Here is a 26,610-nt window from a genome sequence, read left to right as displayed (position 1 = left end):
AAGGATTACCATTTTTCGGTTAAATATTTCCAATATCTTTTCGGAACATGCTGAATATGTAATTTTATATTTTTTCTTTCGACAATATTGGTCTTTGTAAAATACCGTTGCCAAAGGGTTTGGTAACTTTTTTCTTCATCATGAAACTTTTCATAATACCTATTTAAATCAATTTTTTCATCGGGATAAAAAAAATCGCAGGTTTCAAGATCATACAGAATTCCATAATTTCTTCGAAGATCATAAATCATCCATTTTTGATCCTGATAACGGTCTTTAAAATGCTTTCGAATCAAAGGAAGTACATTGAAGTCTGGGTCTATTTTCGCAAAGAAAACTTCATCCTGCATTTTTTCAAAACGGACGAAGGCAGTCATTCGATGTCTTTCTCGGCTTACAGATTTGCAGATTTTTGAGATTTTCAAAATATCGTTATCTGCATAATTTTGTAAAATATTTTCATCCGGATGTTTTATAGATTGTTTTACAGCAGATAAAATTAGTTGTTCCAACTCCGGATCTTCCGATAAATAAACTTTTAACAGCTCATGAATTCCGGATTTTCCGATGTTTTTTTCCAGTTTATTTAAAACCCTTTCAGACTTATCATTCTGAGTAATCACCTCATGAATTTCAGCGAAAATATTTTCCTGAAAAAACTTTTCCCGGCTCGCAATTTCCACATCTTTATATCGATATTCAAAAACTTCAAATATCGCAGTGAAAAGTCCGTCGAAACTGCCGTCGTAGAGTAGGGTGGTCATTTTGAGTAGGAGGGTTTGAGAGTTTTAGAGTGAGTTATTTTTTTTACGTTTAGTTTGTCATGCTGTAAGCATCTAGACAAAGTATTGAGATTGACTTTGAAATTGTACTTAGATCCTTTCAAGATGACAAATGCGATTTGTGTTTAAAATTAAATTTTATAACAAATTAGTTTTAATTCATTTTCATCACTTTCAAAGTAAAACTGACCGATTTTTTCTATAATTAATTTAATCTTTTCTAAATTTTGGATGTTATTAGAATCAATGAATTTAGGAAAAATCAAATATTCAATTTCTTTATAATCCAGACAACCTCCGAAAGAATTATTTCCTTCAAATCCCGTCTGCCAATAATCAAATTCAAAAATACTGTCTTCATTTAAATATATTTCACCGATTTTATCACCTTGAATTTTTTTAAATTGAATCATCTTAAACTCATGAGCATTGTCAACAATTGATTCAATTAACCTAATCCATTTAGAATTAGACATAAATTGTTGAGAAAACGTTGAAATAGCTTTTTCAACATCCCTTATTTTTTGATTGTCATATCGTAAGGCTTTGTTTGTTCTCATATTTTAATCTAACAATTTAAGAATGTGTTGTTTTGTCAGTTCGACGAAGGAGAAATCTATAATTCTAAATTTTAGATTCTTCACTCTGTTTTGAATGACATTGTAAAGAAAAATTCGTATTTATATTAAAACAACGTCAACTGCTGCGAAAACTGATTATGAAATTTAGAAGAACTTCCGCCAATCAATAATTTTTTGAGGTTTTGATCTGTTAAAAATTTTAGATAAGCATTTCCAGCATTGAAATCAATAAAATATTTCGCACGATTCACCGCGGCTCCTAATTTTTTTAAATGATCCATATTCAACACCTGAAAACGTCTTGTACTCACAATTTTTTGAGCAGTTTTCACACCAATTCCCGGAATTCTCAAAATCATCTGGTAATCGGCGGTCTGCAAATTCACTGGAAATTGATCCAAATGTCGTAAAGCCCAACTCAATTTCGGATCCACTTCCAAATCTAAAAAAGGCATCGTCGGATCTAAAATTTCCTCTGCTTTAAAACCATAAAAACGCATCAGCCAATCCGACTGATACAAACGGTTTTCCCTAAGCATCGGAACTTCCGTGGTTAAAGATGGTAATCTTTTATCTTCCAACACCGGAACATAACCGGAATAATATACTCTTTTAAGATTGAAATTTTTATAAAAATGATCGGCAACTTTAATGATCTGTAAATCATTTTCATTGGTTGCGCCTACAATCATCTGTGTGGATTGACCAGCCGGAGCAAACTTTGGCGTTTTTCTGAAAATCTTCTTTTCGTCTTTATATTGCGCAATTCCGTTTTGAATATATTTCATCGGATTCAGCATATCCTGTCGATTTTTTTCAGGGGCTAATAATTTTAAACCACTTTCAGTCGGAATTTCAAGGTTGATGGATAATCGATCAGCATATAAAGCGGCTTCCTGCATCAGTTCATCACTTGCTCCCGGAATCGATTTTAAATGAATATATCCGTTAAAATTCTCTTCTAAACGTAATTTTTTCGCCACACGAACCAAGCGTTCCATTGTGGTATCTGCATTTTTAAAAATTCCAGAACTTAAAAATAAGCCTTCAATATAATTTCTCCTGTAAAAATTGATGGTGACATCTACCACTTCTTCCACTGTAAATGCGGCTCTCTTGATGTCGTTCGAACTTCGCGAAACACAATAGGCACAATCGTAAATGCAATGGTTGGTCAAGAGAATTTTGAGAAGCGAAACACAGCGCCCGTCTTCGGTATAGGTATGACAAATCCCGCTTGCGGAACTGTCTCCCAAAGCGCCTTTTTTATTCTTTCTCGAACCTCCGCTGGATGAGCAGGAAACATCATATTTCGCTGCATCGGCAAGGATTTCGAGTTTTTCTTTCAGGCGGTCAAAATTCATATTTTTGAATTGAAAATTTTAATATTAAGTATCAATTTTTGTTCAAAAATAATTCCAAAATTGATAAAAATCAACCTCTTTTCATTGAAGTTATCCACAAAATACAGAGACAAAATTAGTATATTTACGGTCATTAATTTATGCGTTAAGTCTTAAAAAAATGCAATTGACGCAATAGAAATAATAAATCCTATGAATCATAAACCCGTTGAAGGTTTTTCCAAATTAACAAAACAGGGGAAAATCGATTGGCTTGTAAACGAATACCTTGAAGGAAACAACGAATATCAAAATATATTAAACCAATACTGGAACGAAAATGCTGATTTGCAGAAGCTTCATGATGAGTTTTCTGAAAATACGATTTCCAATTTTTATATGCCTTACGGAATTGCACCAAATTTCTTAATTGACGGAAAATTATTCGCTCTGCCGATGGCTGTTGAAGAAAGTTCTGTTGTGGCAGCGGCTTCTAAAGCGGCAAAATTCTGGATTGATAAAGGAGGTTTCAAAACAACAATTATCAACAATGAAAAATTAGGACATACACACTTTATTTTTAACGTTGAATCTCATAAACTACTTCATTTTTTTAATTTCAATTTAAAGAAGAAATTAATTGAAGCTACGAATGACATCACATCAAACATGAGAAATCGTGGCGGTGGAATTTTAGATATCAAACTGATTGATAAAACTTCCGAAATGCCGAATTATTACCAATTGAAGGCAAGTTTTGATACGGTAGATTCCATGGGAGCGAATTTTATTAATTCTTGTCTGGAGCAGTTTGGAAAAACTTTAATGCAAGAAATTGCAGTTGATGAAAATTTTTCACAAGAAGAAAAGAATTCTTTGCAGATTGTGATGAATATTCTTTCCAACTTTACACCGGATTGTATCGTAAGAGCTGAGGTTTCTTGTAAAATTGAAGATTTAAAAGATGACAGCGGAATCTCCAATGAAGAATTTGCGAGAAAATTTAAGCAAGCCGTAACCATTGCCGAGATTGAACCTTTTCGTGCTACGACGCACAATAAAGGAATTATGAATGGGGTGGATGCAGTAGTAATTGCAACCGGAAACGACTTCAGAGCAACGGAAGCTTGTGCGCACGCGTATGCTGCGAAAGACGGAAAATATTCTTCATTAACACATTGTACCATTGATAACGGAATTTTCAGATTTTGGATCGATCTTCCGATTTCTGTAGGAGTTGTGGGTGGTTTAACGAATCTTCACCCGTTAGTAAAATTCTCTTTGGCGCTTCTTGGAACGCCTTCTGCTCAGGAATTAATGAGTATTTTGGCGGTTTCAGGATTAGCTCAGAATTTTGGAGCTTTACGTTCTTTAATTACCACAGGAATTCAGAAAGGTCACATGAAAATGCATTTGCTGAATATTTTAAACCAAATGGGAGCTACGGAAGAAGAAAAACAACATTTTGTAACCTATTTTAAAGATAAAACGGTAACGCATCATGAAGTTATTAATGAGTTTAACCGTTTAAGAGGACAATAATGTTACAAATTATCCTGCCGATTATATTTTTGATCTTCGGATTATTTTTAAAGAAAACCAATAATTCGGGATTCAGGAGTTCTAAAAAATTTGCTACGATGTTTATTATTCTGGGGATTTCAACGTTAGTGGCGAAATTTATTTTAATGTATTTAGCATCAAAATAATGAAAAGTAAAATTTTATTCTTTTTATTGATTTCGGGTTTAAGTTTATCTCAACAGAAAAATGTAACTATAAAAAATCTGCCGCCAAAATCTGAAGACTCTGTTTTTCCGGTGGTTTCTTATGCTGTAAATCCAAAAGTAGAAAATAAAATTAATACTTTTTTGCAGGTAGATCAGCTGGAATACATTCCGGGATCAGAAGGGAATCCTTTCAAACTTGTTTCTACAGGAAAAACTTCCTATTCCAACTATGTTTATTTTTACAGTTGGGAAAAAATGGATACCCCACAAAATATTTTGAGTATTGCGATTGATGGAGAAGCCTCTGGCGCATATCCTGAAGGCTTTTCAATTTGGAAGAATTTTGATTTGAGAACGGGAAATTTAATCAATGCAAAAGATCTTTTTCAATCTAATTCAATAAAAACGGTTGAAAATTTAATTCAAAGAAATGTCAAAAAAGAAATCAATGATTTTCTTGTTCAGCTGAAATCTGATAAAAATCCTTCAGAAGAAACAAAGGATCAGATTTCGATTTATGAAGAATGCTATACCGATTATAAACTGGAAAGCATAAGATATTATTTTGGAAAAGATAAAATCAGGTTTGTTGCCGGAAGATGTTCTAATCACGCGATGAGAGCTCTGGACGAATTGGGAGATCATGTGGTGGATATTTCTTATAAAGAATTGGAAAAGCATTGGAGTCCATACGCGAAAAATTTATTGTCAGGTTCAGAAAAAATAGATAAAACAAGCTTGAATCATAAACTGTATAAAGGAACCATTGATGGAAAATATCCAATTACAATTCTGTTCGATCAAATTTATGATGACGGCTCTTTATCTGTAAAGTATTGGTATAATAAAAATAAAAAACTGATCGAATGGCACGGAAAGTTGAAAGATAATCATCTTTCGCTTATAGAAAGTGATTATTACAGTGAAGAAACGCGAATGTGGATCTTCAGAGCTTTAATAGAAGCGGATGTGAAAGGCAGTAAAATTATCGGAACCTGGCAGGATGATAAAACCAAAAAATATTTAAAACTAGAATTAGAAGAGTTATAAAATGAAAACAATTACTTTAGTTTTTGGAGCCGTATACGGAATGTTATCCGTGATTTTAGGGGCGTTCGGCGCGCACGCTTTAAAGAAAATTTTATCGGTTGAAAGGCTGGAAAGCTTTGAAACAGGAGTAAGATACCAAATGTATGCAGCCTTCTTTTTATTGATCGTAGGATATATTTTGAAGTTTGAAACCAAAACCGAAAATTGGATTTCGTGGTTAATGATTCTCGGAACCATGCTGTTTTCTTTCAGTATTTATGGTTTAAGCATGCAGGATTATTTAGGTACAAACCTGAAATTTTTAGGTCCAATCACGCCGCTTGGTGGTTTATTGATGATCGTAAGCTGGGGAATGTTGATTCTTTATTTTATTAAAAATAAAATTTAAAATAAATAATTAAAAATAGATGCTTCGACTTTGCTCAGCATGACAACACTAAAATTTATGGATTAGTATTAGAGATGTCATGCTGAGCGAAGTCGAAGCATTTCAAAATTTTTTACTACTAAATTTTTTACTTAAAAAGCATTATAGTACACTAAAAATATTACAAACAAATGATGATCGTAATTTTAAATTAAATTAAAATGAAAATCAATCGAAGACGACGACTCATTAAAACATTTAATTTGTTGGATCAACCTATAAGATTCAATCCTTTTGTATTCAGTCGTACTTTTTTTATGTGGGCGATTACAGGGCTCGTTGGCGGAATTATCGCCGGGCTATACTGGATCGTCCTAGAGCATTTCACTGAGTTTTTAGCAGAATTTCAAGGTTGGATGGTAATTCCAACGATGGCAATTTCAGGATTGCTGGCGGGATTGGTGATTCATTTCATCGGCGATCCGGGAGAAATTCACTTAATTGTAAACAATATCCGATTTAATAAAGGAAAACTTGATCCTAAAAATAATCCTTCTATGATCTTATCATCGCTTTTTTGTGTGGCATCGGGAGGAAGCTTAGGTCCGGAAGCACCTTTGGTTCAGGTCACGGGTTCTACAGGAACGTATCTGGGGAAATTATTCAGATTGAAAGGAGAGGAATTACGATCTTTAAGTATTGCCGGAATGGCGTCCGGGTTTACGGCCCTTTTCGGGGCTCCGCTTGGAGGAAGTTTATTTTCTCTTGAAATTCTGCACCACAAACACGCGGTAGAATATTATAAAGCGATCATTCCTGCCTTGGTGGCGAGCTGTTTCAGTTATCTTATGTTTGCTTTGATCATCCATTTGGGAATCGGGGCGACTTGGGATTTGAAGGCTTATCATTACACAGGAGTTTACGATTTCCTTTATGCTTCACTATTCGGAATTGTGGGAACTTTATTTGGCTGGATTTTTATTTTTGTGGTAAAATTTTTCAAGAAAGTTTTTGAATACAGAAAATTTCCAATTTATATTAAAACTTTCGTAGGCGGAATTGTTTTGGGAATTATCGCTTTCTATTTTCCATTGACCAGATATTTTGGTCATAACGAAGTTAACCAGTTAATCAACGGAAATTATGCATTGAACTTTTTAATTATCATTTTGATTTTTAAAATTTTAGCCATTGCGATCACGGTAACTTCAGGATGGAGAGGTGGTTTCATCATTCCGTTGTTTTTTGTGGGAACGACATTAGGTTTAATTATTCATAATTTATTTCCAAGTGTTGATACTACCTTGGCGATTGTAAGCTGCATGGCAGCAATCAATGCGTGTGTCACCAGAACGCCGATGAGTACCACGATTATCTTAGGAACTTTAACGGGCTTCACTTATTTTGTTCCAATACTTTTTGCGAGCTTAACAGGATATTTCTTAGCTCCGAAAATTCCTTTCATCGGTTCACAATCGGAGAAATTATCTGAAGAAGAGTAAATAGTAAGTTCAATTGTTAGATATAAAAAAGTTCAGGTTTTGCCTGAACTTTTTGTTTTTAAAATCTTTCGCAGATTTAGGAGATTATGCAGATTTTTTTTATCTGCGAAATTTGCTAAATCTGCGAGATTTTTTCATCATTAAGTTGTATTAAGAAGTTAAGGGTAATTAAGAAGAGCTTCACTTTAAGTAAAAATTCATTAAAATCGGTTTAATTTAAACTTAACTCATCTTAACTCCTTAAATGTTCTTAATGGTTTTAAAATTAAATTTTAAAGCGAAAAATTTTCTTTCATCCATTTCAGTTTATTAAAGCTTTTCAGAAATTTAGTTTTAATGGAAATAAATTTTTCCTGCGCATCAATCACTTTATTTTCTCTTGAATTGATCAGGAAAAGAGAGCTTTCTCCATTGCTGTATTTTGTTTCTTCTGCATACAAAAGCCTTTGATAATTGACGAGATTACTTTCCGAAAGATTAATTTGCAGATGATAATTCATCAGCTCATTTTTATACGTTTCAATTTTGGTATCCAGTTCTCTTATTTTTAGCTGAGTATCCAATTGGTTCTGATTGATTTTAATCTTGGCAATCTGATAATTCGCTCTTGCTTCTCTCTGGAATATAGGTATTTCAAGCTTTAAACCATATTGAAAATTATTATCAAAAAGAGGAAGATAGTCTGCACGGTAATTTTCTTTATTGAAAAAATTATAGGTAAAATCCAGTTTGGGAAGAAAACTTTGCCATTTCAGTTTTCGTTCACTTTCCAAGATATTATTTTTCTGGTTGTAATATGAGATGGATAAATGATCGTTCGTTTCCAAATTTTTAAATTCCTGCAAAAGAAATTCAAAATCAGAATAGGCAACGTGATCTGCAAGATGATTTGACGGAAAAATAGGTTGTGAGATTTCATACAATTCCTGTCCGTCTTTCCACAAAAATACCTGAAGCTGCTGCGTGCTTTTCACAAAATTAAGATAAGCCTCTCTCTCCTGAAGTTCAAAACTCTGCAATTGAGAAACGGCCTCAACGGTGTCTATGGCGGGTCTTTCTCCAAACTCAAAAGTCTTTCTTGTTAGTTTTAACCGATCTTTATTAATGTCGACAATTTTAGATTTAAGTTTATATACTTCATAATGTTGTACCCATTCCCAATACATATTTTCAGCTTCCAGAAGGAGATCATTGGTCAAAACAGCCTGTTCGGCTTCCGTCATCTTTTGTGCAAATTTTGCCTGATCCAAAACTGCTCTTCGTTTGTCATACAATAGATTTTTTGCTAAAGGAACCGTAATTCCCATCTGATACAATCCGCCTTTGGTATCGCTGGAATTCAGTTTTTCACCATCTAAATAATTGTAACTTCCTGTCACTTCAATCCCATACCAAGTTGGAATACCCAATTCAATATTTTTCTGTTCGTAATATCTTGTTCCGTCAATATTTTTTTCGCCCAGCTTAGCTCCTAAAACAGGATCAAAACTTCCTCTTGCTTTCGTGATTTCAGCTTCTGCCATTTTATTTTGAAGCTGATATTTTAAAGCCAACGGATGATAATTTTTAACCACAGAAATAAATTCCTGAGCAGAAATTTTCAGGGAATCCTGCGCAAAACTGCATTGAAAAAATAATAAAAGAAGGGTGAAAATAATTTTATTTTGCCTTTTCATCTTTACCTGCTTTTTCATTTTTTACTTCATAATAATCTGGTGGAAAACCGTTGATGTTTCTCCATAATTCGTACCAGATCGGTACATCATTCAGAATGGCAATTCCTTGCACTCCGGTCCCCATTTTAATTTTGGGCGGCCATTGTTTTTCATTTTTATCTTCAATCACTAAAGCTTTGAAAAGACCATTCACACTGATATTGCTTTCCACGGCAATTACTTTTCCGGCAAATGTTCCGTAGCTTGAATTAGGCCATCCTGAAAATACGATCGCCGGAAAACCGTCAAAAGTACACATCACACGCTGACCTTCTTTTACCAACGGAAGATCAACAGGTTTGATATAAATTTCTACCGCATGATCTACAACGGTCGGAACAATAGTTCCGATATTTTCACCGTCTTTCAGAATTTCCCCAATTCCGGCTTTGTTCAGCTGAACAATTTGTCCGTCCTGAGAAGCAATAATGAAATATAAACCTTGTCGCGCTTTATAATTGGCAACCTGATTTTCAAGCTTAGCAATATCGCCGTCGCTGCCTTCAATTTGGCCCATACTTTGAAATCGTTCACCTTCAATTTTACTTAGTTTTTCCGTGTAATCCTGAATAACGGAGTTTTGCTCGATGCCCACATTTACAATTTCCTGTCGTGTTTGAGCCACTTTATTTTCCGAAGATGTTTTTTTAGCCACCGCATTTTGATAAGAAATACTTCTTTGCTGAAACTGCGTAAGAGAAGCCAACCCTTCATCATACATTTTTTTCTGTCGGGCAAACTGGTCTTCGGAAAGTTTCAATTCGTTTTTAATAGCTTCTAATTCTGCTTCTTCACCCGTAAGTTTATTGTTCAGCTGACTGATCTTTATTTTTAACTGATTTAATTTTAAATCTCTCGAAGAATTTAAAGCCTCAAGCTGACTTTTCGCAGTTCCCACTTTGGCTTCATAATAATCCCGAACGCCCTTTTTTGCATTTACCTGCTCCTGGGTTCTTTGCACCAAAAGCGGATCTAAATAATCATCCTTTATTTCTGAAAGCTGAAGCAAAGTATCTCCTTTTTTTACATAATCTCCGTTTTTCACGTTCCATTTGGTAATTCTTCCAGGAATCGGGGAGTTAAGTTGTTGAGGTCTCTGTTCCTGATAAAGCGAACTTACATTGCCTTTTACTTTTATATTTTGGGTCCAGGGAAGAAATAAAGTGATAATTCCACCGATAAAAATGAATAAAAACCATCTTTTTACCCTCGATTTTTTATGAATTTGATATATTTTGTCGAATGACTGTAGTTTCATTGTGCTAAAATTTTATGATAGAATTTTTAAAGTACCGCCCTCCATGTGAATATGCTGATCTGCGATTTCCAACAAATTTTTATTCTGAGAAACAAGAATAATCGTAGTTTTTTCTTTTTTCATCTGAAGGTATTTCATCATTTTTTCCTGATGTTCCTGCTGTAATCCATCAAACGGATTTTCTAAAATGATGAGTCTTTTTTCTCCTAAAAGCGCTCGAAGAAGCAATATTTTTTTCTTTGAACTAAACGTAATTTCAGAATCTGTCTCGCTGATTTCTGTGAAAAAACCACTGCTGAAAAGACTTGAAATATTTTCAATTCCAATATGTTCAGAAAGTTCAAGAATATCTTCAGTCGTACTTTCTGTATTTCCCAGCAGAATGTTTTCTTTCACATTGCCTTGAATGACTTTCATATTTTCCAGATACAACCCGATAGAATTTCGCATTTTCTGTTTATCGATATTTTGTAACGGAATTTTATCGAAAAGAATAGTTCCCGAACTGGGTTCAAAAAATCCGGCAATCATATTCAGCAAAAGAGATTTTCCGGTTCCTAATTTTCCGGTTAAAATGGTGATGCTGTTTTCCTTTATTTTAAAATTAAGATTCGAAAGAATAGGCGTGCTGTCGTTGAAAGAAAAGTTTACATTTTTAAACTCAATTTCGTTTCCTTTTTCCTTTTGAGAAAGAACAATTTCACCGTTTTTTTCTTCTTTAAGATCAGTGATTTTCGAAAGTTTAGCAAAAGAAGCAATCAAATCGTAATAACTTTCAAGGCTTACAATAAGTTTTTCAACCGCTGCCATAATGCTTAAAACAACAATTTCTGTGGCAATAAAAGCACCGATATTTAATTTTTGATTGATCAATAGATACGTTCCAATTGCAAGCATCGCCAAGGTAATAATCACTTTAAAGGCAATAATAGTTTTGTATTGGAAAACAAGAACCTTGAAGTGAGATGTCCTGTGATCCAGATATTCTACCACGCGGTCGTCTGTCCCTTTCAGATGGGCCCCGCTTTCAGAATGCATTTTAAAGGTCTTTACAGATCCGGCAATATCTTCGATCCATGCGGCGGTGTCATATTTTTTGTTACTTTCTTCAATGCTAGATTTTATTCCGCTTTCCATGGTGTATCGGAAAATGATGATCACGCAAATCACAACCAAAGCTCCGAATGCTAAAAACCAAGGATGATAAAAGGAAAGTAGCAAGATTCCGAAGAAAATCTGGATCAATGCAGTCGGAATTTCCAATAAAATTTTAGAAACACCTTTCTGAAGATTTTGGATATCAAAAAAACGGTTGACCAATTCCGGAAGGTAATATTTTCTGGTGTAGGAAAGATTGATTTTAGGAATTTTTTCAGCAAAAGCCATTGAAAATTCAACATATATTTTCTGCTGTATTTTCTCGATGATCTCGATAACTTTTAATCTGAAATAGCCGACCAGCCAAGTTCCGATAACGACAAAAAATATTAGGATGTAAATTGAAGTTGCCATCGTAGCACCCATTACAAAACTCACGATAGACTGTATTCCCAAAGGAATGCTTAACGAGACAAGCCCGTTTAGAATAGCATAAAAATAAATGTTGGTAACGTCTTTTTTCTCTTTTGTAATGTAGCGAATCAGCCTTTTTCCCTGTTCATTAGCAGTTATTTCCATTTTCTTATTTTGTAAGTTTAAATGTTTTCAATACTTCGTAGCTATTTTGTGAATGGTAGGTGTGAATGCCGATGTTGGTGATCTCTGAATTGTCTGGAATTCTGAAAAGATCCTTGATTTTTTCGGCGCTACAAAGATAAAATATGAGATTGGGGATTATTCTTATCTAGATTAGAATGCTATTAAAATGTGATTAGAATATGAGCTGTTATTCAAGGTTTTTTACCATCTTTACGGCGTTATTTCAATATTCGAAACGTTTAATCCGAATAAGTTTAACAGGAAACTGAATGAATGCGTTAAAAGTTCTATAATTTTCTTTTTAACCTTGTTCATTTTTAGTAAATTTGTCAACCTTTAACTATTAAAATAAAATAATAAAAATAATATGAATCTTCACGAGTATCAATCAAAAGAGATTTTATCAAAGTACGGAGTAGCTATCCAACGTGGTTACGTTGCTAATAACGTAGACGAAGCTGTAGCAGCTGCTGAAAAACTAACTGCTGAAACTGGCGCTCAAGGGTGGGTAGTAAAGGCTCAGATCCACGCAGGTGGTCGTGGTAAAGGTGGCGGTGTAAAGTTCTCTCCAAACATGGATAAGCTTAAAGAAAACGCTCAGAACATCATCGGAATGCAGTTGGTAACTCCACAAACTTCTGCTGAAGGTAAGCTGGTAAATTCTGTATTGGTTGCAGAGGATGTATATTATCCTGGTGAAACGGAAACTAAAGAATTTTATGTTTCTATTCTTTTAGACAGAGCTGAAGGTAAAAATACAATCGTATATTCTACTGAAGGTGGTATGGATATTGAGCACGTTGCAGAAGTAACTCCTCACTTAATCCACAACGAATTAATTGATCCTGCTTTGGGTCTTCAAGGTTTCCAGGCTAGAAAAATTGCTTTCAACCTAGGTCTTGAAGGAAATGCATTTAAAGAATTTGTGAAATTTATTTCATCTCTTTACAATGCTTATGTAGGTATCGATGCTTCTCTTTTCGAAATCAACCCTGTGTTGAAGACTTCTGATAACAAAATTATCGCTGTAGATGCTAAAGTAACTTTGGATGGTAACTCATTGTTCCGTCACAAAGATCTTGCTGAGCTTAGAGATACAAGAGAAGAAGATCCTTTGGATGTTGAAGCTGGTGAAGCTGGTCTTAACTTCGTAAAACTAGACGGTAACGTTGCATGTATGGTAAACGGAGCTGGTCTTGCAATGGCAACTATGGATATCATCAAATTATCTGGTGGTAACCCTGCAAACTTCCTAGACGTTGGAGGTACTGCTGATGCTGCAAGAGTAAAAACTGCTTTCGAAATCATCCTAAGAGATCAAAACGTAAAAGCAATCTTGATTAATATCTTCGGAGGTATCGTAAGATGTGACAGAGTTGCACAAGGTGTTGTAGACGCTTACCACGCGATGGGAAGCCTTCCAGTTCCATTGATCGTAAGATTACAAGGAACTAACGCTGTAGAAGCTAAAAAATTAATTGACGAGGCTGGATTACCAATTCACTCTGCAATTACTTTAGAAGAAGCTGCAAACAAAGTAAAAGAAGTTTTAGCGTAAGACTAAAATTTTAGATAAATAAAAACCGCTTTAGTGATAAAGCGGTTTTTTTATTTTATTGGTTGGGAGCAGTTGTGGTTAAACTTCCGCTGTCACCATTTGTAATATTGATGCTTGTTGGTGTCACCAGCTGAATTCCGTCTGAATCTAAACGTTCTTTTATCTTTAAATAAGCCTCACTTTTAAAGTGAACCATATTAGATCCTACTTTCATCCAGAATTTTGCCTGAAGCGTGAAAATTCCCTGTTTCAAATCTGTGAAAATAACTTCTGTATTATCTAAGCGATCGATATCTTTTAGGCTTTTAATCACCTCCATAATTCCTTTCTGTGCTGTTGTAATATCTTCATCAGCAGGAATTTCAAAATTTAAAATAATTCTTCGTTGAGGCGATGCCGTAATATTTGAAAATGGTGCATTAAAAATAACCTGATTCGGGATATACACTTTTCTTCCGTCGTCTGTAATGATTTTCGTCGTTAAAAATCCAATCTCTGAAACCGTTCCTGAGTTAGCTCCAATGCTGATATAATCTCCAATTTTAAAGGCTTTATCAATACCAATTAACATTCCGGAGAAGATACTTGAAACTAAATCTTTCAAAGCAACCCCGGCGATAACCCCGGCAACCCCTAAACTTCCGATAAATTTCCAAAGAAATCCGCTGAATCCCATAATTTCAAGGGAAATAAAAGTCCCCATAATCATAATAATGAATCTGAAAACTCCGATCAAAGTTACAAGCGAACTTTCCTTTTTGCTCTTCGGAAATAATTTGTGGAAAACTTTTACCGAAATTTTACTGAGATATTTACTTGTGATTAAAAAGAAAGAGAAAACAAGAATTCCGACAACTAATTTGGGAGTGAGCTCCGCGAATTTCATATACCAACTTTCCAGAACCCTGTAAACAACATCTACATACCTTAAACTCTCTTTTTCCATGAATTGAAACTTTTTTTATTTAAATATATAAATTTTCAACAAAAATTTTGCCAGTTAGAAAAAGTCTACTAAATTTGTAGACTAATAAAGCAAAATATTATGTCAATCAAACTAGGAGATATTGCACCGAACTTTCAGGCAGAGTCATCTGTAGGTGATATTGATTTTTATACTTATTTAGGAGATTCTTGGGGAATTTTATTTTCTCATCCGGCAGATTATACACCAGTTTGCACTACAGAATTAGGTTTTACCTCAAAATTAAAATCTGAATTTGAGCAAAGAGGAACTAAAGTAATTGCCCTGAGTGTAGATGGAGTAGAAGATCATCAAAACTGGATAAAAGATATTAACGAAACCCAGAATACTGATGTACAGTTTCCTATTATTGCTGATAAAGATAGAAAAGTTGCCGAATTGTATGATTTTATTCATCCGAATGCATCTGCAACGGCAACCGTTCGTTCTTTATTGATTATTGATCCTGAAAGGAAAGTTCGTTTGATTATTACGTATCCTGCTTCAACAGGAAGAAATTTCAACGAAATTATCCGAGTTTTAGATTCTCTTCAGCTGGTTGATTCACATAAAATTGCTACACCTGTTAACTGGAAAAATGGAGAAGATGTAATTGTTCCGCCCGCAATTTCTACGGAAGATGCGAGAAAGATTTTCCCGAAAGGTGTGACAGAAATAAAGCCGTATTTAAGATATACGCCCCAACCCAATACATGATTTATTTGATTTTTTATAGTTTAGTTTTAATTTGTAAGAAAATCGCCTCGAAAAATATTTTCGAGGCGATTTCATTTATATCGGTTAAAATAATTTTAATTACTTAACGTCGTTTACAACTTGCTTAGCTTTTGAAGTTGGCAAATAGATACTGAAACCTAGGTTGAATGTAATGTTAGACGTTAAACCTGTGTTTCCGAAACCTGTTACCCCAGCATATTTTACTAAACCTTCTAAACCGATGTTTGGAGTGATAAAGTAAGAATAACCAGGACCTACACCAAAGTCAAGACCTGTAGTCGAGTTACCTCCTTTGCTGATAGAATAACCACCAACACCTAAGTTACCTTCGAAGAACCATCTTCCGTGGTTCAATAAGTTGTCAACCCCTTGCTCACCTGGAGAAAGATAATAACGTCCTAAAGCACCAACACCATAATCGAATCTTGTATTTGCTGTGTTTGAAGATTTACCAATACCTAAATTTACATAACCCCCAACTGCAACGTTATCTTCAACAAAATAAGCTCCTTTTGGTTGTAGGTTGATTTGGTAACCACCACCAGTGTTTAATCCGAAGTTACTTGTTACCAAGCTGCTTCCTACCATCCAGTTACCTTTTTGAATCTGAGCATTCATGGAAGTAGTTAATCCTGCTGCTGCTAATATACCTGCTAGAACTAGTTTTTTCATAATTTATAATTTTTAATAATTAATGTTTATTATTCTAAAACAAGTGAAATTCAATATGCATGCCAAAAGTGTTTATTTTCAGATAAATTTCTTAAAATACTGTTAAAATTAACAAAATTGATATCCATGAATTTTAACATTTAAATTAAAAAATTCATAAAATTAAATCATTAATAAAATAATAGAAACAATAATCCCAGCAACGGTGAAAATTATTCCGCGTTTGAAAATTTTTGTTTTGGGGTTGAACATCCAGAAGCTGGAGATGACAAAAAAGAATAATGCGACACCAAAGAACACATTTAAAGGTGACAATTTGTCTTTGGATTGCGCTTTGTGAAGCTTCACCATTTTATCTAAAACGAAAGGAAGTTCTTTTTTAGTATATTTCGCCTGCCCGGTTGATGAATCGTAAGTTCCTTGTTTAAACTTTAAAATATTTCCTTCTGTTTTCTCGATTTCAAAGTTTTTGATTTTCAGTTCTTTGCCGATTTCTTTTTCTGAAAGATTTTTTTCAATTACTTTATCATAATTTTTTTCTTTTTTCAGAAGATCGGTATCTCTGTAAACCAAAAGAACGCCACTTACCGCATACACAGCCATAATTCCTGCAAGGAAATAGCCTAAATAACGGTGCGTAATTCTCATAAAACTTCTCGTATCCTTAATTTTATCCATATCTAAATCGTTTTGTTTTTAAAGTTCAAAAGTGGAAACTGCAAATTTGCAACTTCCACTTTATAAAAAGAAATTATAAATGTTATAAATTTCTAAAGTTTATATGTTAATGTGAAATAGTAATTTCTAGGCATAATCGGGTTTACAGAATAATTTTCGTGTACGTTGTAGTTTACCACATCGAATAGGTTACCCACTTTTCCTTGGATGGAAAATTTATTCCAGTCGTAGCCAAGAGATAAATTTACGGTTGTGTAATCTTTCAGATCAAACATTCTTGTTACGCCACCTCGGCTTGTATTGGTAGATTTTGTATCGTTCCAGCCAGCAATTCTGTCTCCGATATAGTAGAATCCTGCGCCAATTTTCAACCCTTTTACATAATTTGTGAATTTATAGAAAACTGAAGCATTCGCCGTTGTAGCAGGTGTTCTTACCAATCTTTGATTTTCGATATAACCTTTTTCAGGCGTGTCTACATACACAGAATTATTGTAAGAAAAACCTCCAATGATGGATAAATTTTCATTTGGATTTCCGGTAATATCTAGCTCAACCCCGCGGCTTCTCATTTTTCCTGCAAATTCTTTAAGATTGGTATCTGTAGCGTTTACAGGAGCTCCGTTTTGTGCCACAAACCAATACGTCTGGTAATAATTATTGTAATCGATTTGATAAGCAGATACATTTACCGCTAAAGCATTATTCCAGAAATTCTTTTTAATTCCAACTTCATATTGATCAACGGTTGTTGGTTTAATTCCTAATCTCGATAAGCTTCCCAATTGATTCTGAACCTGCTGTGTCGGCTGATTGGTATTCACTGTATTGAACTGATCAGAAGTATATCCCGTATTCACAACAAATGAATTGGTGTACGTTGCAAATGCAGAGAAATTATCATTCGGCATATAAACAATTCCAACTTTTGGTGAGAATGCATTGTCTGATGTGGATGAATTTGCTACTTCAAATTTTTCATTAGATGCAAAACGAGTGGTTATTGTTGGCATATTTTCGATATATGACCATCGTAAGCCCGCGATTACTTTTAATTGTTTTGTTAAACTGATAAAATCTTGTGCATAAAATCCTATTCTTCTAGTATTAACTCTGGTTTTGGTATTGCTTGTAGAAGTTGGCATATCTACGCTGCCCCAAGTAGAAGGATCATCTAAAAATAAAGTATTTGATGTTGAGCTTAAATTATAGCTGTAAGCATCGGCTTGATTATAATCTGCATCTGAACCTAATAAAACCTTATGGTTGATTTTTCCTGTATTAAATTCACCATTGATGTTTACCTGTGCAGAACCATAGTTTTGTTCGTTATAGGTTTTTCCAAAGGGTCTAGTCCATGAAAGACGGTTGGTTTGAACTTTGTCATACATCCATTGTACTCTTTCAGAAGAAAAATAATCTTTTGTATAATTTTGGTAAGAAGCAGTTGCATTCAAAGACCATCTTTCATTAAACTGATGATTGAAAGTGACATTGGTAGAAGCTTGTTCCACATTTTGATATTGCCAGTTTGTTCCGAAGAAAGTATTTCTACCCACGGTATCATTCAGTCTGTAACTTCCGTCTTTGTTGGTAATAGAACCAATTCCGAAATCTGGCGTAAAATCTGTTTTTAAATAATCTGCTTCTACAATTAATTGCGATTTCGGACTTATATTAAATAAAAATGAAGGATTAAAATAGTATTTCTCAGATTGTACCACATCTCTGAAACTTTCAGCATATTCATAAGCTCCATTCACTCGGAAAGCCATATTTTTAGATAAAGGACCATAAATATCTACGGTTGGTTTGTAAGAATTCCAGCTACCGGCGTTCAATCCAAGGCTTCCTCCGAAATTAAATTTAGGCTTTTTCGTAATCATGTTGATGATTCCTCCGGCTGCAGCATTTCCGAAAAGCATAGCATTGGCTCCTTTCAGAACTTCCACTCTTTCCAGTCCGCTTACTTCAGGAAAAACTCCGCTATTGATTCTCGAACCGTTTTTAAAAATATTATCATTTCCTAAAATAAAACCTCTTCCTCCAAAACTGTCTTGCGAATTTCCTCTTGAAGACGTAACGTACATTCCGTTGACGTTTTGTATCACATCGCTCAATTGTTTTGCCTGTTGTTGCTCAATAATTTCGTGAGTAACGATGGCAATTGGCTGAGGAGTTTCCATTACCGTTAAATTAGATTTCGTAGATAATGGCTTGGCTTTATTGGGGTTTCCTGTTTTGTGAAGATTCACATCTTCAATGGTTTGGATTTTAATAGTATCCACCTTTTCCACCTGTGCGGTTAGGGATATTGCTGTGAACAACAACCCTAGAGTAACTAGCTGTCTTTTCATTTTTACTTTTATTTAGAGTGGTTTTAAATAAGGCGCAAATGTAAGATTGTTATTTAGAATAAATCAAAATAAAAATCTGATTTTTATCAGCTATTCAACAGGTGATGAATTATTCCTAAATTAGTGATAGTCTGTTTGGCGAAAAATAATTATAAATATCTTTGTTAAAAATAAAATTATGCAATTGGTAAAAGTTGGGCTTTGTGCCTTTGGAATGAGTGGAAAAGTCTTCCATGCTCCCTTTTTAAAGGAACATCCGGGATTTTTTATGTCAGCAGTGGTGGAAAGAAGTAAGGAAGAGTCGAAAGAAAAATATCCCGATGCAAAAATTTTTCGATCTGTTGAAGAAATGTTGGAAAATGCAGATATTGAGCTAGTTGTAGTGAATACTCCTGTTCAGACTCATTTTGAATATGTGAAAATGGCTTTGGAAGCCGGTAAGAACGTTATTGTAGAAAAACCTTTTACAGTGAATGTTTCAGAAGCTGAGGAATTGGCGAAACTGGCAGAGGAAAAAGGCTTATTTTTAAGCGTTTACCAAAACAGGAGGTTTGATCGTGATTATCTTCAGGTTCAGAAAATTATCAGCGAACAAAAATTAGGAACTATTAAAGAAGTTGAAATTCGTTTCGACAGATTCCGTACCGAACCAAGTGGGAAATCTCACAAAGAAAATCCAAACGAAACAGGTTCTGGTTCTCTTCACGATTTAGGCGCGCATTTAGTAGATCAGGCGGTTCAGTTGTTTGGTTTTCCTGAAAAATTATTTGCGGATGTTTTTTCAATGAAAGGAAGCGAATATGCAAATGATTATTTTGAAATCCTTTTATATTATTCAAATGAATTGAGAGTGAGATTAAAATCTTCCGTTTTCAGCAAAGAAGCTCATTATGCTTATGTATTGCATGGAAGTAACGGAAGCTTTTTACAAGAAAGAACAGATAATCAGGAAAATGAATTGGTTGCAGGATCTATTCCGGAATACGGAAAAGAATGGACTCAACCTTTAAAAGAAGCAGACGGAATTCTGAATTTTTTAAATGAAAATAAAGAAACGGAAAGAATTCTTACTTCCAGCGAAGCCGGAAATTACATGAATTATTATCAGAATATTTACGAGCACATTGTTTTTGGATATTATTTGCCATCACCAGCCGAAGAAGTAATTCTGAATATGAAGATCATTGATGCTGCAATGGAAAGCTCTAAGCAGGAAAAAGTGGTTACTTTTTCATAGAGTCTTAGGGTCTGAGAGTCATAGAATTTGAGGGTTTTAGTGTTAAATGGATAAAAAGTTGATTCTATCAAAACACTAAAATTCTCAAACCCTCTCACTCTCCAACACAATTACCCTTCTCCCAACATTTCCTGAAGCTCCAGCCATCTCAATTCGTGGTTTTCAAGCTTTTCAGAAATGGTTTCAAGATCGGCAGAAAGTTTTGCTATTTTTTCGTAATCTGCTTCGTTGTTTAGCGAGTCAAGAATTTTTGCTCTTTGCTCTTCAAATTCCGGCATTTCTTTTTCAATCAGTTCAAGTTCTCGTTGTTCTTTGAAAGAAAGTTTTTTCTTCTTATTTGAATTTTGAGTAGGAGCTGAAACCGTCGCAGTTTCTTTTACAGGCTCAGCTTTTTGAACGGCTGATCTTTCCAACGCTTCTTCTCTGCTTTTTGCTTCACGATATTCAGAGAAATTTCCTACAAAATCTTTAATTTTTCCTTCCCCTTCAAATGCCAGAACGTGATCCACAATTCTGTCCATAAAATATCGGTCGTGAGAAACGATAATTAATGAACCCTGAAATTGCTGTAAAAAGTTTTCAAGAACCGTTAATGTTGGAAGATCCAAATCGTTGGTAGGTTCATCAAAAATCAAAAAGTTCGGATTTTGATATAAAATATACATCAAGTGTAATCTTCTTTTTTCGCCACCCGAAAGTTTTGAAATAGGAGAGTACTGGGTTTGATCATCAAATAAAAATAACCTCAAAAACTGAGATGCAGAAAGACTTTTTCCGTTGGCCAAAGGATAATGTTCGGCAACTTCTTTAATGAAATCAATCACTCTTTCATCCTCTTTATAGGTTAAGCCTTTTTGTGAAAAATAACCAAAAGAAATCGTTTCTCCTGTTTCAATTTCACCTTTATCAGCCTTTTCAAATCCTTGAATGATATTTAATAAAGTAGATTTTCCGGCTCCGTTTTTTCCGATAATTCCCACTTTTTCACCACGCTGAAACTGATAACTGAAATCTTTCAATAAAACTTTAGCTCCGAAACTTTTATCGATATGGTGAAGCTCAAGAATTTTACTTCCCAGTCTTTTCATTTCAAAATCTAGTTCTAGAGCTTGTTTTCTGGTATCGGTTTTGGCTACTTTTTCTGTCTCGTAAAAAGAGTCAATTCTCGATTTAGATTTTGTAGTTCTCGCTTTGGGCTGTCTTCGCATCCACTCCAGTTCCTTTCTGTAAAGGTTATTGGCTTTGTCGATGGTTGCGTTCATGTTGTCCTCACGAATCATTTTATTCTCAAGATATGTCGCGTACGCACCATTGTGAACATACAGGTTTTTATCTTCCATTTCCCAGCTAATGTCACAAACACTATCAAGGAAATATCTGTCGTGGGTTACAAGAAGTAACGTGATTTTTGCTTTGTTTAAATAATTTTCAAGCCATTCCACCATTTCCACATCAAGGTGGTTGGTGGGCTCATCCATGATTAATAGAGTGTGACGGTGCTCTGCTCTGGTTTCGGTTAAAAGTTTCGCTAAAGCAACACGTTTAATCTGGCCTCCCGAAAGCGTTCCCATTTTCGCGTCAAGATCAGTGATTTTAAGCTGGGAAAGAATCTGTTTCATTTCGTTTTCAAGATCCCATGCTTTGTGTGTTTCCATATCCAGCAATGCTTTTTCAATAAAATCATTATCGGTGGAATGCAAAGATTGATGATAATTTTTCAAAGCCATAATTGGCGCTGAATCTAAGGTCATCATAAATTCATAAATCGTAAGATTCGAATCAAAATCAATTTCCTGATCAAACAAAACCACTTGAATATCTTTATTGATGTTTACTACACCGCTGTCTGCGATTTCTTTACCCATCAAAATTTTCAAAAGCGTAGATTTTCCGCTTCCGTTTTTGGCAACAATGGCAATTTTGTCACCTTCGTTGATGTGACAAGTGATGTTTTCGAACAAAACTTTGATGCCATAAGATTTGGTAAGATTTTCGACAGAAACGTAATTCATTGGAATGTAATGGTTTGATATTTAATTTCAATTGAGCCGCAAAAATACGAAAATGTAACAAGAAAACTTTTAAATATACTAATACTAAAATTCATTTAATTATGATTAAAAAATTAAGATCTGTACCGAAAGCCAGATATTGGGAGTATTTTATTTTGGTCGCAAGATTTTTACTTGCTTTTATATTCATAAGCTACGGAAGCGGAAAGTTGTTGGAAGGTGGCCAGTTTGGAATATCATCTCAGGAAATGGCAACGCCAATCAAAGACCTGTCGCTGTTTCGTGTAATGTGGTATTTATTTGATCATGAACCATTTAAATCCGTTGTAGGAATTTTACAGATTATTACAGGTATTTTATTACTCTTCCACCGAACTGTAATTTTGGGTGTTTTCTTTTTTATACCAATTGCGAGCACTATTTTATTGATGAATATTAGCTTCATGGAGAAAGGGATGGCAATTATTTTTGTGGAAAGATTTATTTTATATTTCATATTGTGTGGGTTTATCTTGTGGTACGAAAAAGAAAGAATGCAGATGATTTGGAAAGCAATAATTAAAGACTTCTCCTTTAAACTGAGGTTTCCTCTTTTTCTCTATTTAATTATTCCACTTTTTGCTTTATTACTTGAATTTTCTGTAGGTATTCTCCAGCTCATTGGCAATTTTATTACTGAACCTGATAAGTCTTTCCAGTTTATAAAACATATGATTCAATCTTTATTTTAAATTAAAATTTATAACTGATTTCTCAATATATTGAATTATTATTCAATGAATGGTGTTTCGATTATCATATTTTAGTTAAAATAAATAATATTTTGAATTAATTGTATTTTGTGTCGATTTTTGATGTAGCTTTATTATAAGTTATTTTAAAATTAAAACTATGATGCAAATTAACTATTGGGCTATTTTCGTAGCCGCACTTGTTCCATTAATTATGGGATTTATCTGGTATCACCCAAAACTTTTCGGTAAAATTTGGATGGAAGAAACCGGATTAACAGAAGAAAAAATGAAAGGTTCCATGATCGGAGTTTTTGTTTTTTCTGTGATTTTATCATTATTAATGGCTGTTTTCCTTCAGTTTGTCACTATTCATCAATTCGGAGCGTTGGGAATGGTGGGCGGCGATGAAAACAATGCCAATGATTCTTACCAAGCTTTCATGAAAGATTATAAAATGGCTTATCGTTCCTTTGGGCATGGTGCTTTGCATTCTTTTATGGCGGGATTTTTATTTGTTTTTCCGATGACGGCTATTAATGCGATGTTTGAAAGAAAATCTTGGAGATATACGATGATTAATTCTGCGTATTGGACGATCACAATTACCATCATGGGTGGAATTATCTGTGGTTGGTACGAAGTTAATGGTTTTCATTGGGTAACACAAAAATAATTTTAACAGATTAAAAGATAAGGCTACTTTTGCGTAGCCTTTTTTATGTCATATAATTTAAAAATTTACCGCAAAACTTCCGATTTACCTGAAAATTGGAATGCAATTATTGGAGATCATAATATCATGCTTTCCAAAGAATATTTTTGTGTTCTTGAGCATTCAAAACCAAAAAATATGGAATGTTTTTTCATTGGATTTTTTCATGATAATGAGTTGATTGGTGGAGCTTTATTTCAATATTTAAATTTTATTCAGCATAAAACGTTTCAGAAAAATGAAGTTTGGTGCAGTATCCGAAATTTTTTTGCCAGAAAGTTCAGTAAAGATGTGATGATTCTTGGAAATAATATGTTGACAGGGCAAAACGGATTTTATTTTGATGGTTCCAAAATAACTTTGGGGAAGGTATTTCCTCTTTTGGATAAAGCGGTTCGGAAAATGCAAAAAGAAATCCGAAAAACAGATTTGATTATTTATAAAGATTATCAGACGAATTTTGTGAAATATTTTCAGGGTAAAGATCACAGGAAGTATTTTAGATTTTCGGTTCAGCCGAATATGATGCTGAAATTGCGTGAAAACTGGAATAATTTTGATGATTACATACATGATTTTTCTAAAAAATACAGAGACAGAGCGAAATCAGCGAAGAAAAAACTGACGGGAATTGAAAAGCAGGAATTGCATTTGCCAGACATAAAAAAGCATCAGCATCAAATGAATATTTTATATCAAAATGTAGCTGAAAATGCGCCTTTCAATACTTTTTTTCTTGCCGAAAATCATTTTGAAAAAATGAAAGAATATCTGAATGAAAATTTTAAAGTATTCGGATATTTTTTAGATGGAAAACTCATCGGTTTTTATACTTTAATACTTAATTTAAAAGACATTGATACCTACTTTTTAGGCTACGATAAAGACATTCAAAAATCAAAACAACTCTATCTGAATATGCTTTTGGATATGGTTGAATTTGGAATCACTCAAAAGTTTTCAAGAATAATTTTCGGCAGAACGGCTTTAGAAATAAAATCGACAATTGGTGCGGAACCTTTTGAAATTTTTGGATTGATAAAGCATAATAATTTCGCAATCAATCCTTTTATAAAAAATATTTTTCCGTCAATTTCTCCCCAAACGGAATGGATTCAGAGAAAACCTTTTAAGTAATTTCTGCAATTATGATCACTGAAAAGTGATGTTTTAAATTAAATTTAACTAAAACAGAATGAATTTTAATATCGTCTTATGAGTAATTGTTATGGGAAATTTTGATTTTTGCAGCAAACTTTTACACATGAAAAAATTCAATATTTTATTTCTGATATTTTCTACGTTTTACCTTAATGCTCAGGTGATTTCCGGAACTGTAATTTCCAACGACGAAAAAAAGCCGATTCCTTATGTGAAAATTGGAGTTGAAAAAGAATCTACTGGTGTGATTTCCGATGAAAATGGAAATTTTACCATCGATCTCTCAAAAGCCAACGTTTCTCATAAAGTGAAAATTGAAGTGGCTGGCTATGAAAGTTTTTCACAGAATATAAATGATTTCATTAAACAAAATCCTAAAAAAATTGTGTTAAATGAAAAAGTGAAAGATATTCAGGAAGTAAAAATTGCACCGAAAAAATTAGTTGATAAAAACTGGGGTGTGACTACGAAAACAAAAAGTGTGATGTACTCTTTGAATAAAGATTCTTCGCCTCAGGATTACTTGGAAACCGCTTTGGAATTCAGTACAAGTAAAAGAGCGAAAATTAAAAATATCAATTTAAATGTCGTAAAAATAGATTCTGAAAACCCTATTTTGATGCGTTATAGTATTTATTCAGAAAAAGATGGCTTTCCGGATAAAACTATTTTGAACGAAGAAATTAATGTGGAATTAACTGAAGCCAAGTTAAAAGACGGAACTTTTACCCTAGATGTTAATGATAAAAATATTTGGGTACAGGGAAAATTTTTCATTGGAATTCAGTTTTTGAGAAAAATTGAAGGAGGAATTAAAATAAGTGCAGCATTATTCAGAACGGGCTATATAAGGGAATTTTATGGCGATTGGAAAAAAATGTCAATTGCGGCTCCGGCTATCAATATTGATGTGAAAGTGGATAAAAGCAGTAAAAATATCAAAGACGAAGTAAAAGATAATAGCGACAGAGCTTCGGTGCTTACTCCAGATATCAGCCAGTATAATATGGAAGCTGAAGTTTCTGTGTACGGAAAAAATAATGTAGCAGGAAAAACGGTAAAACTGAATGATGCAGAATTGTATTATGAAACCTATGGTGAAGGCGAACCGCTTATTTTACTTCATGGAAATGGCGGAAGTATTCAGGAATTTTACAAGCAGATTCCTGAGTTTTCAAAGCAATTTAAAGTCATAGCTATTGATACGAGATCTCAAGGAAAAAGTAAAGATATGACGAAAGGCGATTTAACCTATAAAATTTTTGCTGATGATCTTAAAAATATAATGGATCAACTGAATGTATCTAAAGCGAATATTCTGGGTTGGAGTGACGGTGGAAATACCGGACTTGAATTTGCTTTAAAATATCCGCAAAGCTTAGAAAAATTAATCATTATTGGTGCGAATGCTTATCCGCAAGGTATAGATGGAGAATTACTGAAGAATTTTAAAAGCAAAGTGAAATTCATGGAACTTTCTCAACAGGCAGAATATGATAATGAAAAAAGATTGTTGAATCTAATGCTGAACGAACCAAATATCAATAAAAAATCTTTAAACACAATCAAGAATCCTGTTTTAGTGATTGCAGGAGAAAATGATGTCATCAGAAAAGATCATACAGAAATGTTGGCGAAAGAAATTCCCAATTCAAAGCTGAAAATTTATCCAAAAGTTTCGCATTATCTTCCTTTTGAAATTGCAGATGAGTTGAATAAGGATGTGGTTGATTTTTTGAAGAATTAAAAAAAATATAATCAA

At 33.8% G+C, this 26,610-nt stretch carries 22 protein-coding genes; 11 read left to right on the top strand and 11 right to left on the bottom strand.

The features are described from left to right. Positions 1-5: 5 nt before the first annotated feature. The 3 genes from OXQ85_RS02010 to OXQ85_RS02000 form a co-directional block, all read right to left on the bottom strand. On the bottom strand, positions 6-764 hold the full coding sequence (locus OXQ85_RS02010; RefSeq protein ID WP_267402027.1) for a TIGR03915 family putative DNA repair protein: 759 nt from the start codon (positions 762-764) through the stop codon (positions 6-8). A 149-nt stretch (positions 765-913) separates the two neighbouring features. After that, positions 914-1,342 (bottom strand): hypothetical protein, encoded by a 429-nt coding sequence (locus OXQ85_RS02005; RefSeq protein WP_267402026.1) that lies wholly within the window; start codon positions 1,340-1,342, stop codon positions 914-916. A gap of 125 nt (positions 1,343-1,467) precedes the next feature. Continuing rightward, positions 1,468-2,727 (bottom strand): putative DNA modification/repair radical SAM protein, encoded by a 1,260-nt coding sequence (locus OXQ85_RS02000; RefSeq protein ID WP_267402024.1) that lies wholly within the window; start codon positions 2,725-2,727, stop codon positions 1,468-1,470. A gap of 192 nt (positions 2,728-2,919) precedes the next feature. On the opposite strand from OXQ85_RS02000, the gene OXQ85_RS01995 reads away from it, so the two are divergent. The 4 genes from OXQ85_RS01995 (at position 2,920) to OXQ85_RS01980 (ending at position 7,354) form a co-directional block, all read left to right on the top strand. Beyond that, a complete protein-coding gene (locus OXQ85_RS01995) occupies positions 2,920-4,248 on the top strand; it encodes a hydroxymethylglutaryl-CoA reductase, degradative (RefSeq protein ID WP_267402022.1) in 1,329 nt (442 codons plus the stop codon). A gap of 166 nt (positions 4,249-4,414) precedes the next feature. Next, positions 4,415-5,485, top strand: a complete 1,071-nt coding sequence (locus OXQ85_RS01990) for a hypothetical protein (protein WP_267402021.1) — start codon at positions 4,415-4,417, stop codon at positions 5,483-5,485. Between the two features lies 1 nt (position 5,486). Further along, a complete protein-coding gene (locus OXQ85_RS01985) occupies positions 5,487-5,873 on the top strand; it encodes a DUF423 domain-containing protein (RefSeq protein ID WP_267402020.1) in 387 nt (128 codons plus the stop codon). 200 nt (positions 5,874-6,073) lie between these two features. Further along, on the top strand, positions 6,074-7,354 hold the full coding sequence (locus OXQ85_RS01980) for a chloride channel protein (RefSeq protein ID WP_267402019.1): 1,281 nt from the start codon (positions 6,074-6,076) through the stop codon (positions 7,352-7,354). A 272-nt stretch (positions 7,355-7,626) separates the two neighbouring features. On the opposite strand, the gene OXQ85_RS01975 is transcribed toward OXQ85_RS01980, so the two are convergent. From OXQ85_RS01975 to OXQ85_RS01965, 3 genes are read right to left on the bottom strand one after another with little or no spacing between them, the layout of a single operon-like run. Next, the gene (locus OXQ85_RS01975) at positions 7,627-9,048 is read right to left on the bottom strand and encodes a TolC family protein (protein WP_267402018.1); all 1,422 of its coding nucleotides are present in this window, start codon (positions 9,046-9,048) and stop codon (positions 7,627-7,629) included. Then, on the bottom strand, positions 9,014-10,327 hold the full coding sequence (locus tag OXQ85_RS01970) for an HlyD family efflux transporter periplasmic adaptor subunit (RefSeq protein ID WP_267402016.1): 1,314 nt from the start codon (positions 10,325-10,327) through the stop codon (positions 9,014-9,016). Before OXQ85_RS01970 ends, OXQ85_RS01975 begins: the two co-directional genes overlap by 35 nt. Before the next feature lie 12 nt (positions 10,328-10,339). Continuing rightward, positions 10,340-12,004, bottom strand: coding sequence for an ABC transporter ATP-binding protein (locus tag OXQ85_RS01965; protein WP_267402015.1), 1,665 nt, complete (start codon positions 12,002-12,004; stop codon positions 10,340-10,342). Positions 12,005-12,392: 388 nt separating this feature from the next. Here OXQ85_RS01965 and sucC point away from each other — a divergent pair, with 388 nt between their 5' ends. Then, on the top strand, positions 12,393-13,583 hold the full coding sequence (sucC, locus tag OXQ85_RS01960; RefSeq protein WP_267402013.1) for an ADP-forming succinate--CoA ligase subunit beta: 1,191 nt from the start codon (positions 12,393-12,395) through the stop codon (positions 13,581-13,583). Between the two features lie 55 nt (positions 13,584-13,638). Here the strand turns inward: sucC and OXQ85_RS01955 are convergent, their stop codons facing one another. Further along, the gene (locus OXQ85_RS01955; RefSeq protein ID WP_267402011.1) at positions 13,639-14,529 is read right to left on the bottom strand and encodes a mechanosensitive ion channel domain-containing protein; all 891 of its coding nucleotides are present in this window, start codon (positions 14,527-14,529) and stop codon (positions 13,639-13,641) included. A gap of 99 nt (positions 14,530-14,628) precedes the next feature. On the opposite strand from OXQ85_RS01955, the gene OXQ85_RS01950 reads away from it, so the two are divergent. Next, entirely contained in the window at positions 14,629-15,264 is a 636-nt protein-coding gene (locus tag OXQ85_RS01950) for a peroxiredoxin (RefSeq protein WP_267402009.1), read from the top strand. Between the two features lie 99 nt (positions 15,265-15,363). Here the strand turns inward: OXQ85_RS01950 and OXQ85_RS01945 are convergent, their stop codons facing one another. The 3 genes from OXQ85_RS01945 to OXQ85_RS01935 all read right to left on the bottom strand — a co-directional run bounded on the left by OXQ85_RS01945 (position 15,364) and on the right by OXQ85_RS01935 (position 18,992). Further along, positions 15,364-15,957: a hypothetical protein gene (locus tag OXQ85_RS01945; RefSeq protein ID WP_267402007.1), complete on the bottom strand. Its 594-nt coding sequence runs from the start codon at positions 15,955-15,957 to the stop codon at positions 15,364-15,366. A gap of 162 nt (positions 15,958-16,119) precedes the next feature. Next, positions 16,120-16,635 carry a hypothetical protein gene (locus OXQ85_RS01940; protein ID WP_267402005.1) on the bottom strand — a complete coding sequence of 172 codons (516 nt, stop codon included), beginning with the start codon at positions 16,633-16,635 and terminating at the stop codon, positions 16,120-16,122. Positions 16,636-16,727: 92 nt separating this feature from the next. Then, entirely contained in the window at positions 16,728-18,992 is a 2,265-nt protein-coding gene (locus tag OXQ85_RS01935) for a TonB-dependent receptor (protein WP_267402004.1), read from the bottom strand. Between the two features lie 178 nt (positions 18,993-19,170). On the opposite strand from OXQ85_RS01935, the gene OXQ85_RS01930 reads away from it, so the two are divergent. Next, the gene (locus OXQ85_RS01930) at positions 19,171-20,229 is read left to right on the top strand and encodes a Gfo/Idh/MocA family oxidoreductase (protein ID WP_267402003.1); all 1,059 of its coding nucleotides are present in this window, start codon (positions 19,171-19,173) and stop codon (positions 20,227-20,229) included. A gap of 110 nt (positions 20,230-20,339) precedes the next feature. On the opposite strand, the gene OXQ85_RS01925 is transcribed toward OXQ85_RS01930, so the two are convergent. Next, positions 20,340-22,241 carry an ABC-F family ATP-binding cassette domain-containing protein gene (locus OXQ85_RS01925; RefSeq protein ID WP_267402002.1) on the bottom strand — a complete coding sequence of 634 codons (1,902 nt, stop codon included), beginning with the start codon at positions 22,239-22,241 and terminating at the stop codon, positions 20,340-20,342. 101 nt (positions 22,242-22,342) lie between these two features. Between OXQ85_RS01925 and OXQ85_RS01920 the strand changes: the two genes are divergently transcribed. The 4 genes from OXQ85_RS01920 to OXQ85_RS01905 all read left to right on the top strand — a co-directional run bounded on the left by OXQ85_RS01920 (position 22,343) and on the right by OXQ85_RS01905 (position 26,595). Further along, positions 22,343-22,972: a hypothetical protein gene (locus OXQ85_RS01920; protein WP_267402001.1), complete on the top strand. Its 630-nt coding sequence runs from the start codon at positions 22,343-22,345 to the stop codon at positions 22,970-22,972. Between the two features lie 160 nt (positions 22,973-23,132). Beyond that, positions 23,133-23,648, top strand: a complete 516-nt coding sequence (locus tag OXQ85_RS01915; protein ID WP_346659700.1) for a DUF1761 domain-containing protein — start codon at positions 23,133-23,135, stop codon at positions 23,646-23,648. Between the two features lie 177 nt (positions 23,649-23,825). Continuing rightward, positions 23,826-24,824, top strand: coding sequence for a peptidogalycan biosysnthesis protein (locus OXQ85_RS01910; protein WP_267402000.1), 999 nt, complete (start codon positions 23,826-23,828; stop codon positions 24,822-24,824). A 127-nt stretch (positions 24,825-24,951) separates the two neighbouring features. After that, on the top strand, positions 24,952-26,595 hold the full coding sequence (locus tag OXQ85_RS01905) for an alpha/beta fold hydrolase (protein WP_267401999.1): 1,644 nt from the start codon (positions 24,952-24,954) through the stop codon (positions 26,593-26,595). Positions 26,596-26,610: the final 15 nt, after the last annotated feature.

The organism is Chryseobacterium sp. GM_Chr_2 (genome assembly GCF_026540445.1).
Classification (GTDB): Bacteria; Bacteroidota; Bacteroidia; order Flavobacteriales; family Weeksellaceae; genus Chryseobacterium.
Note: the sequence above shows the minus strand (reverse complement) of the source record. Positions and strands in the feature narration are given on the sequence as shown.

Excerpts from the sequence above, each read along its gene's own strand:
- OXQ85_RS02010 (WP_267402027.1), bottom strand. The coding sequence starts at position 764 with ATGACCACCCTACTCTACGACGGCAGTTTCGACGGACTTTTCACTGCG.
- OXQ85_RS02005 (WP_267402026.1), bottom strand. The coding sequence starts at position 1,342 with ATGAGAACAAACAAAGCCTTACGATATGACAATCAAAAAATAAGGGAT.
- OXQ85_RS02000 (WP_267402024.1), bottom strand. The coding sequence starts at position 2,727 with ATGAATTTTGACCGCCTGAAAGAAAAACTCGAAATCCTTGCCGATGCA.
- OXQ85_RS01995 (WP_267402022.1), top strand. The coding sequence starts at position 2,920 with ATGAATCATAAACCCGTTGAAGGTTTTTCCAAATTAACAAAACAGGGG.
- OXQ85_RS01990 (WP_267402021.1), top strand. The coding sequence starts at position 4,415 with ATGAAAAGTAAAATTTTATTCTTTTTATTGATTTCGGGTTTAAGTTTA.
- OXQ85_RS01985 (WP_267402020.1), top strand. The coding sequence starts at position 5,487 with ATGAAAACAATTACTTTAGTTTTTGGAGCCGTATACGGAATGTTATCC.
- OXQ85_RS01980 (WP_267402019.1), top strand. The coding sequence starts at position 6,074 with ATGAAAATCAATCGAAGACGACGACTCATTAAAACATTTAATTTGTTG.
- OXQ85_RS01975 (WP_267402018.1), bottom strand. The coding sequence starts at position 9,048 with ATGAAAAAGCAGGTAAAGATGAAAAGGCAAAATAAAATTATTTTCACC.
- OXQ85_RS01970 (WP_267402016.1), bottom strand. The coding sequence starts at position 10,327 with ATGAAACTACAGTCATTCGACAAAATATATCAAATTCATAAAAAATCG.
- OXQ85_RS01965 (WP_267402015.1), bottom strand. The coding sequence starts at position 12,004 with ATGGAAATAACTGCTAATGAACAGGGAAAAAGGCTGATTCGCTACATT.
- sucC (WP_267402013.1), top strand. The coding sequence starts at position 12,393 with ATGAATCTTCACGAGTATCAATCAAAAGAGATTTTATCAAAGTACGGA.
- OXQ85_RS01955 (WP_267402011.1), bottom strand. The coding sequence starts at position 14,529 with ATGGAAAAAGAGAGTTTAAGGTATGTAGATGTTGTTTACAGGGTTCTG.
- OXQ85_RS01950 (WP_267402009.1), top strand. The coding sequence starts at position 14,629 with ATGTCAATCAAACTAGGAGATATTGCACCGAACTTTCAGGCAGAGTCA.
- OXQ85_RS01945 (WP_267402007.1), bottom strand. The coding sequence starts at position 15,957 with ATGAAAAAACTAGTTCTAGCAGGTATATTAGCAGCAGCAGGATTAACT.
- OXQ85_RS01940 (WP_267402005.1), bottom strand. The coding sequence starts at position 16,635 with ATGGATAAAATTAAGGATACGAGAAGTTTTATGAGAATTACGCACCGT.
- OXQ85_RS01935 (WP_267402004.1), bottom strand. The coding sequence starts at position 18,992 with ATGAAAAGACAGCTAGTTACTCTAGGGTTGTTGTTCACAGCAATATCC.
- OXQ85_RS01930 (WP_267402003.1), top strand. The coding sequence starts at position 19,171 with ATGCAATTGGTAAAAGTTGGGCTTTGTGCCTTTGGAATGAGTGGAAAA.
- OXQ85_RS01925 (WP_267402002.1), bottom strand. The coding sequence starts at position 22,241 with ATGAATTACGTTTCTGTCGAAAATCTTACCAAATCTTATGGCATCAAA.
- OXQ85_RS01920 (WP_267402001.1), top strand. The coding sequence starts at position 22,343 with ATGATTAAAAAATTAAGATCTGTACCGAAAGCCAGATATTGGGAGTAT.
- OXQ85_RS01915 (WP_346659700.1), top strand. The coding sequence starts at position 23,133 with ATGATGCAAATTAACTATTGGGCTATTTTCGTAGCCGCACTTGTTCCA.
- OXQ85_RS01910 (WP_267402000.1), top strand. The coding sequence starts at position 23,826 with ATGGAATGTTTTTTCATTGGATTTTTTCATGATAATGAGTTGATTGGT.
- OXQ85_RS01905 (WP_267401999.1), top strand. The coding sequence starts at position 24,952 with ATGAAAAAATTCAATATTTTATTTCTGATATTTTCTACGTTTTACCTT.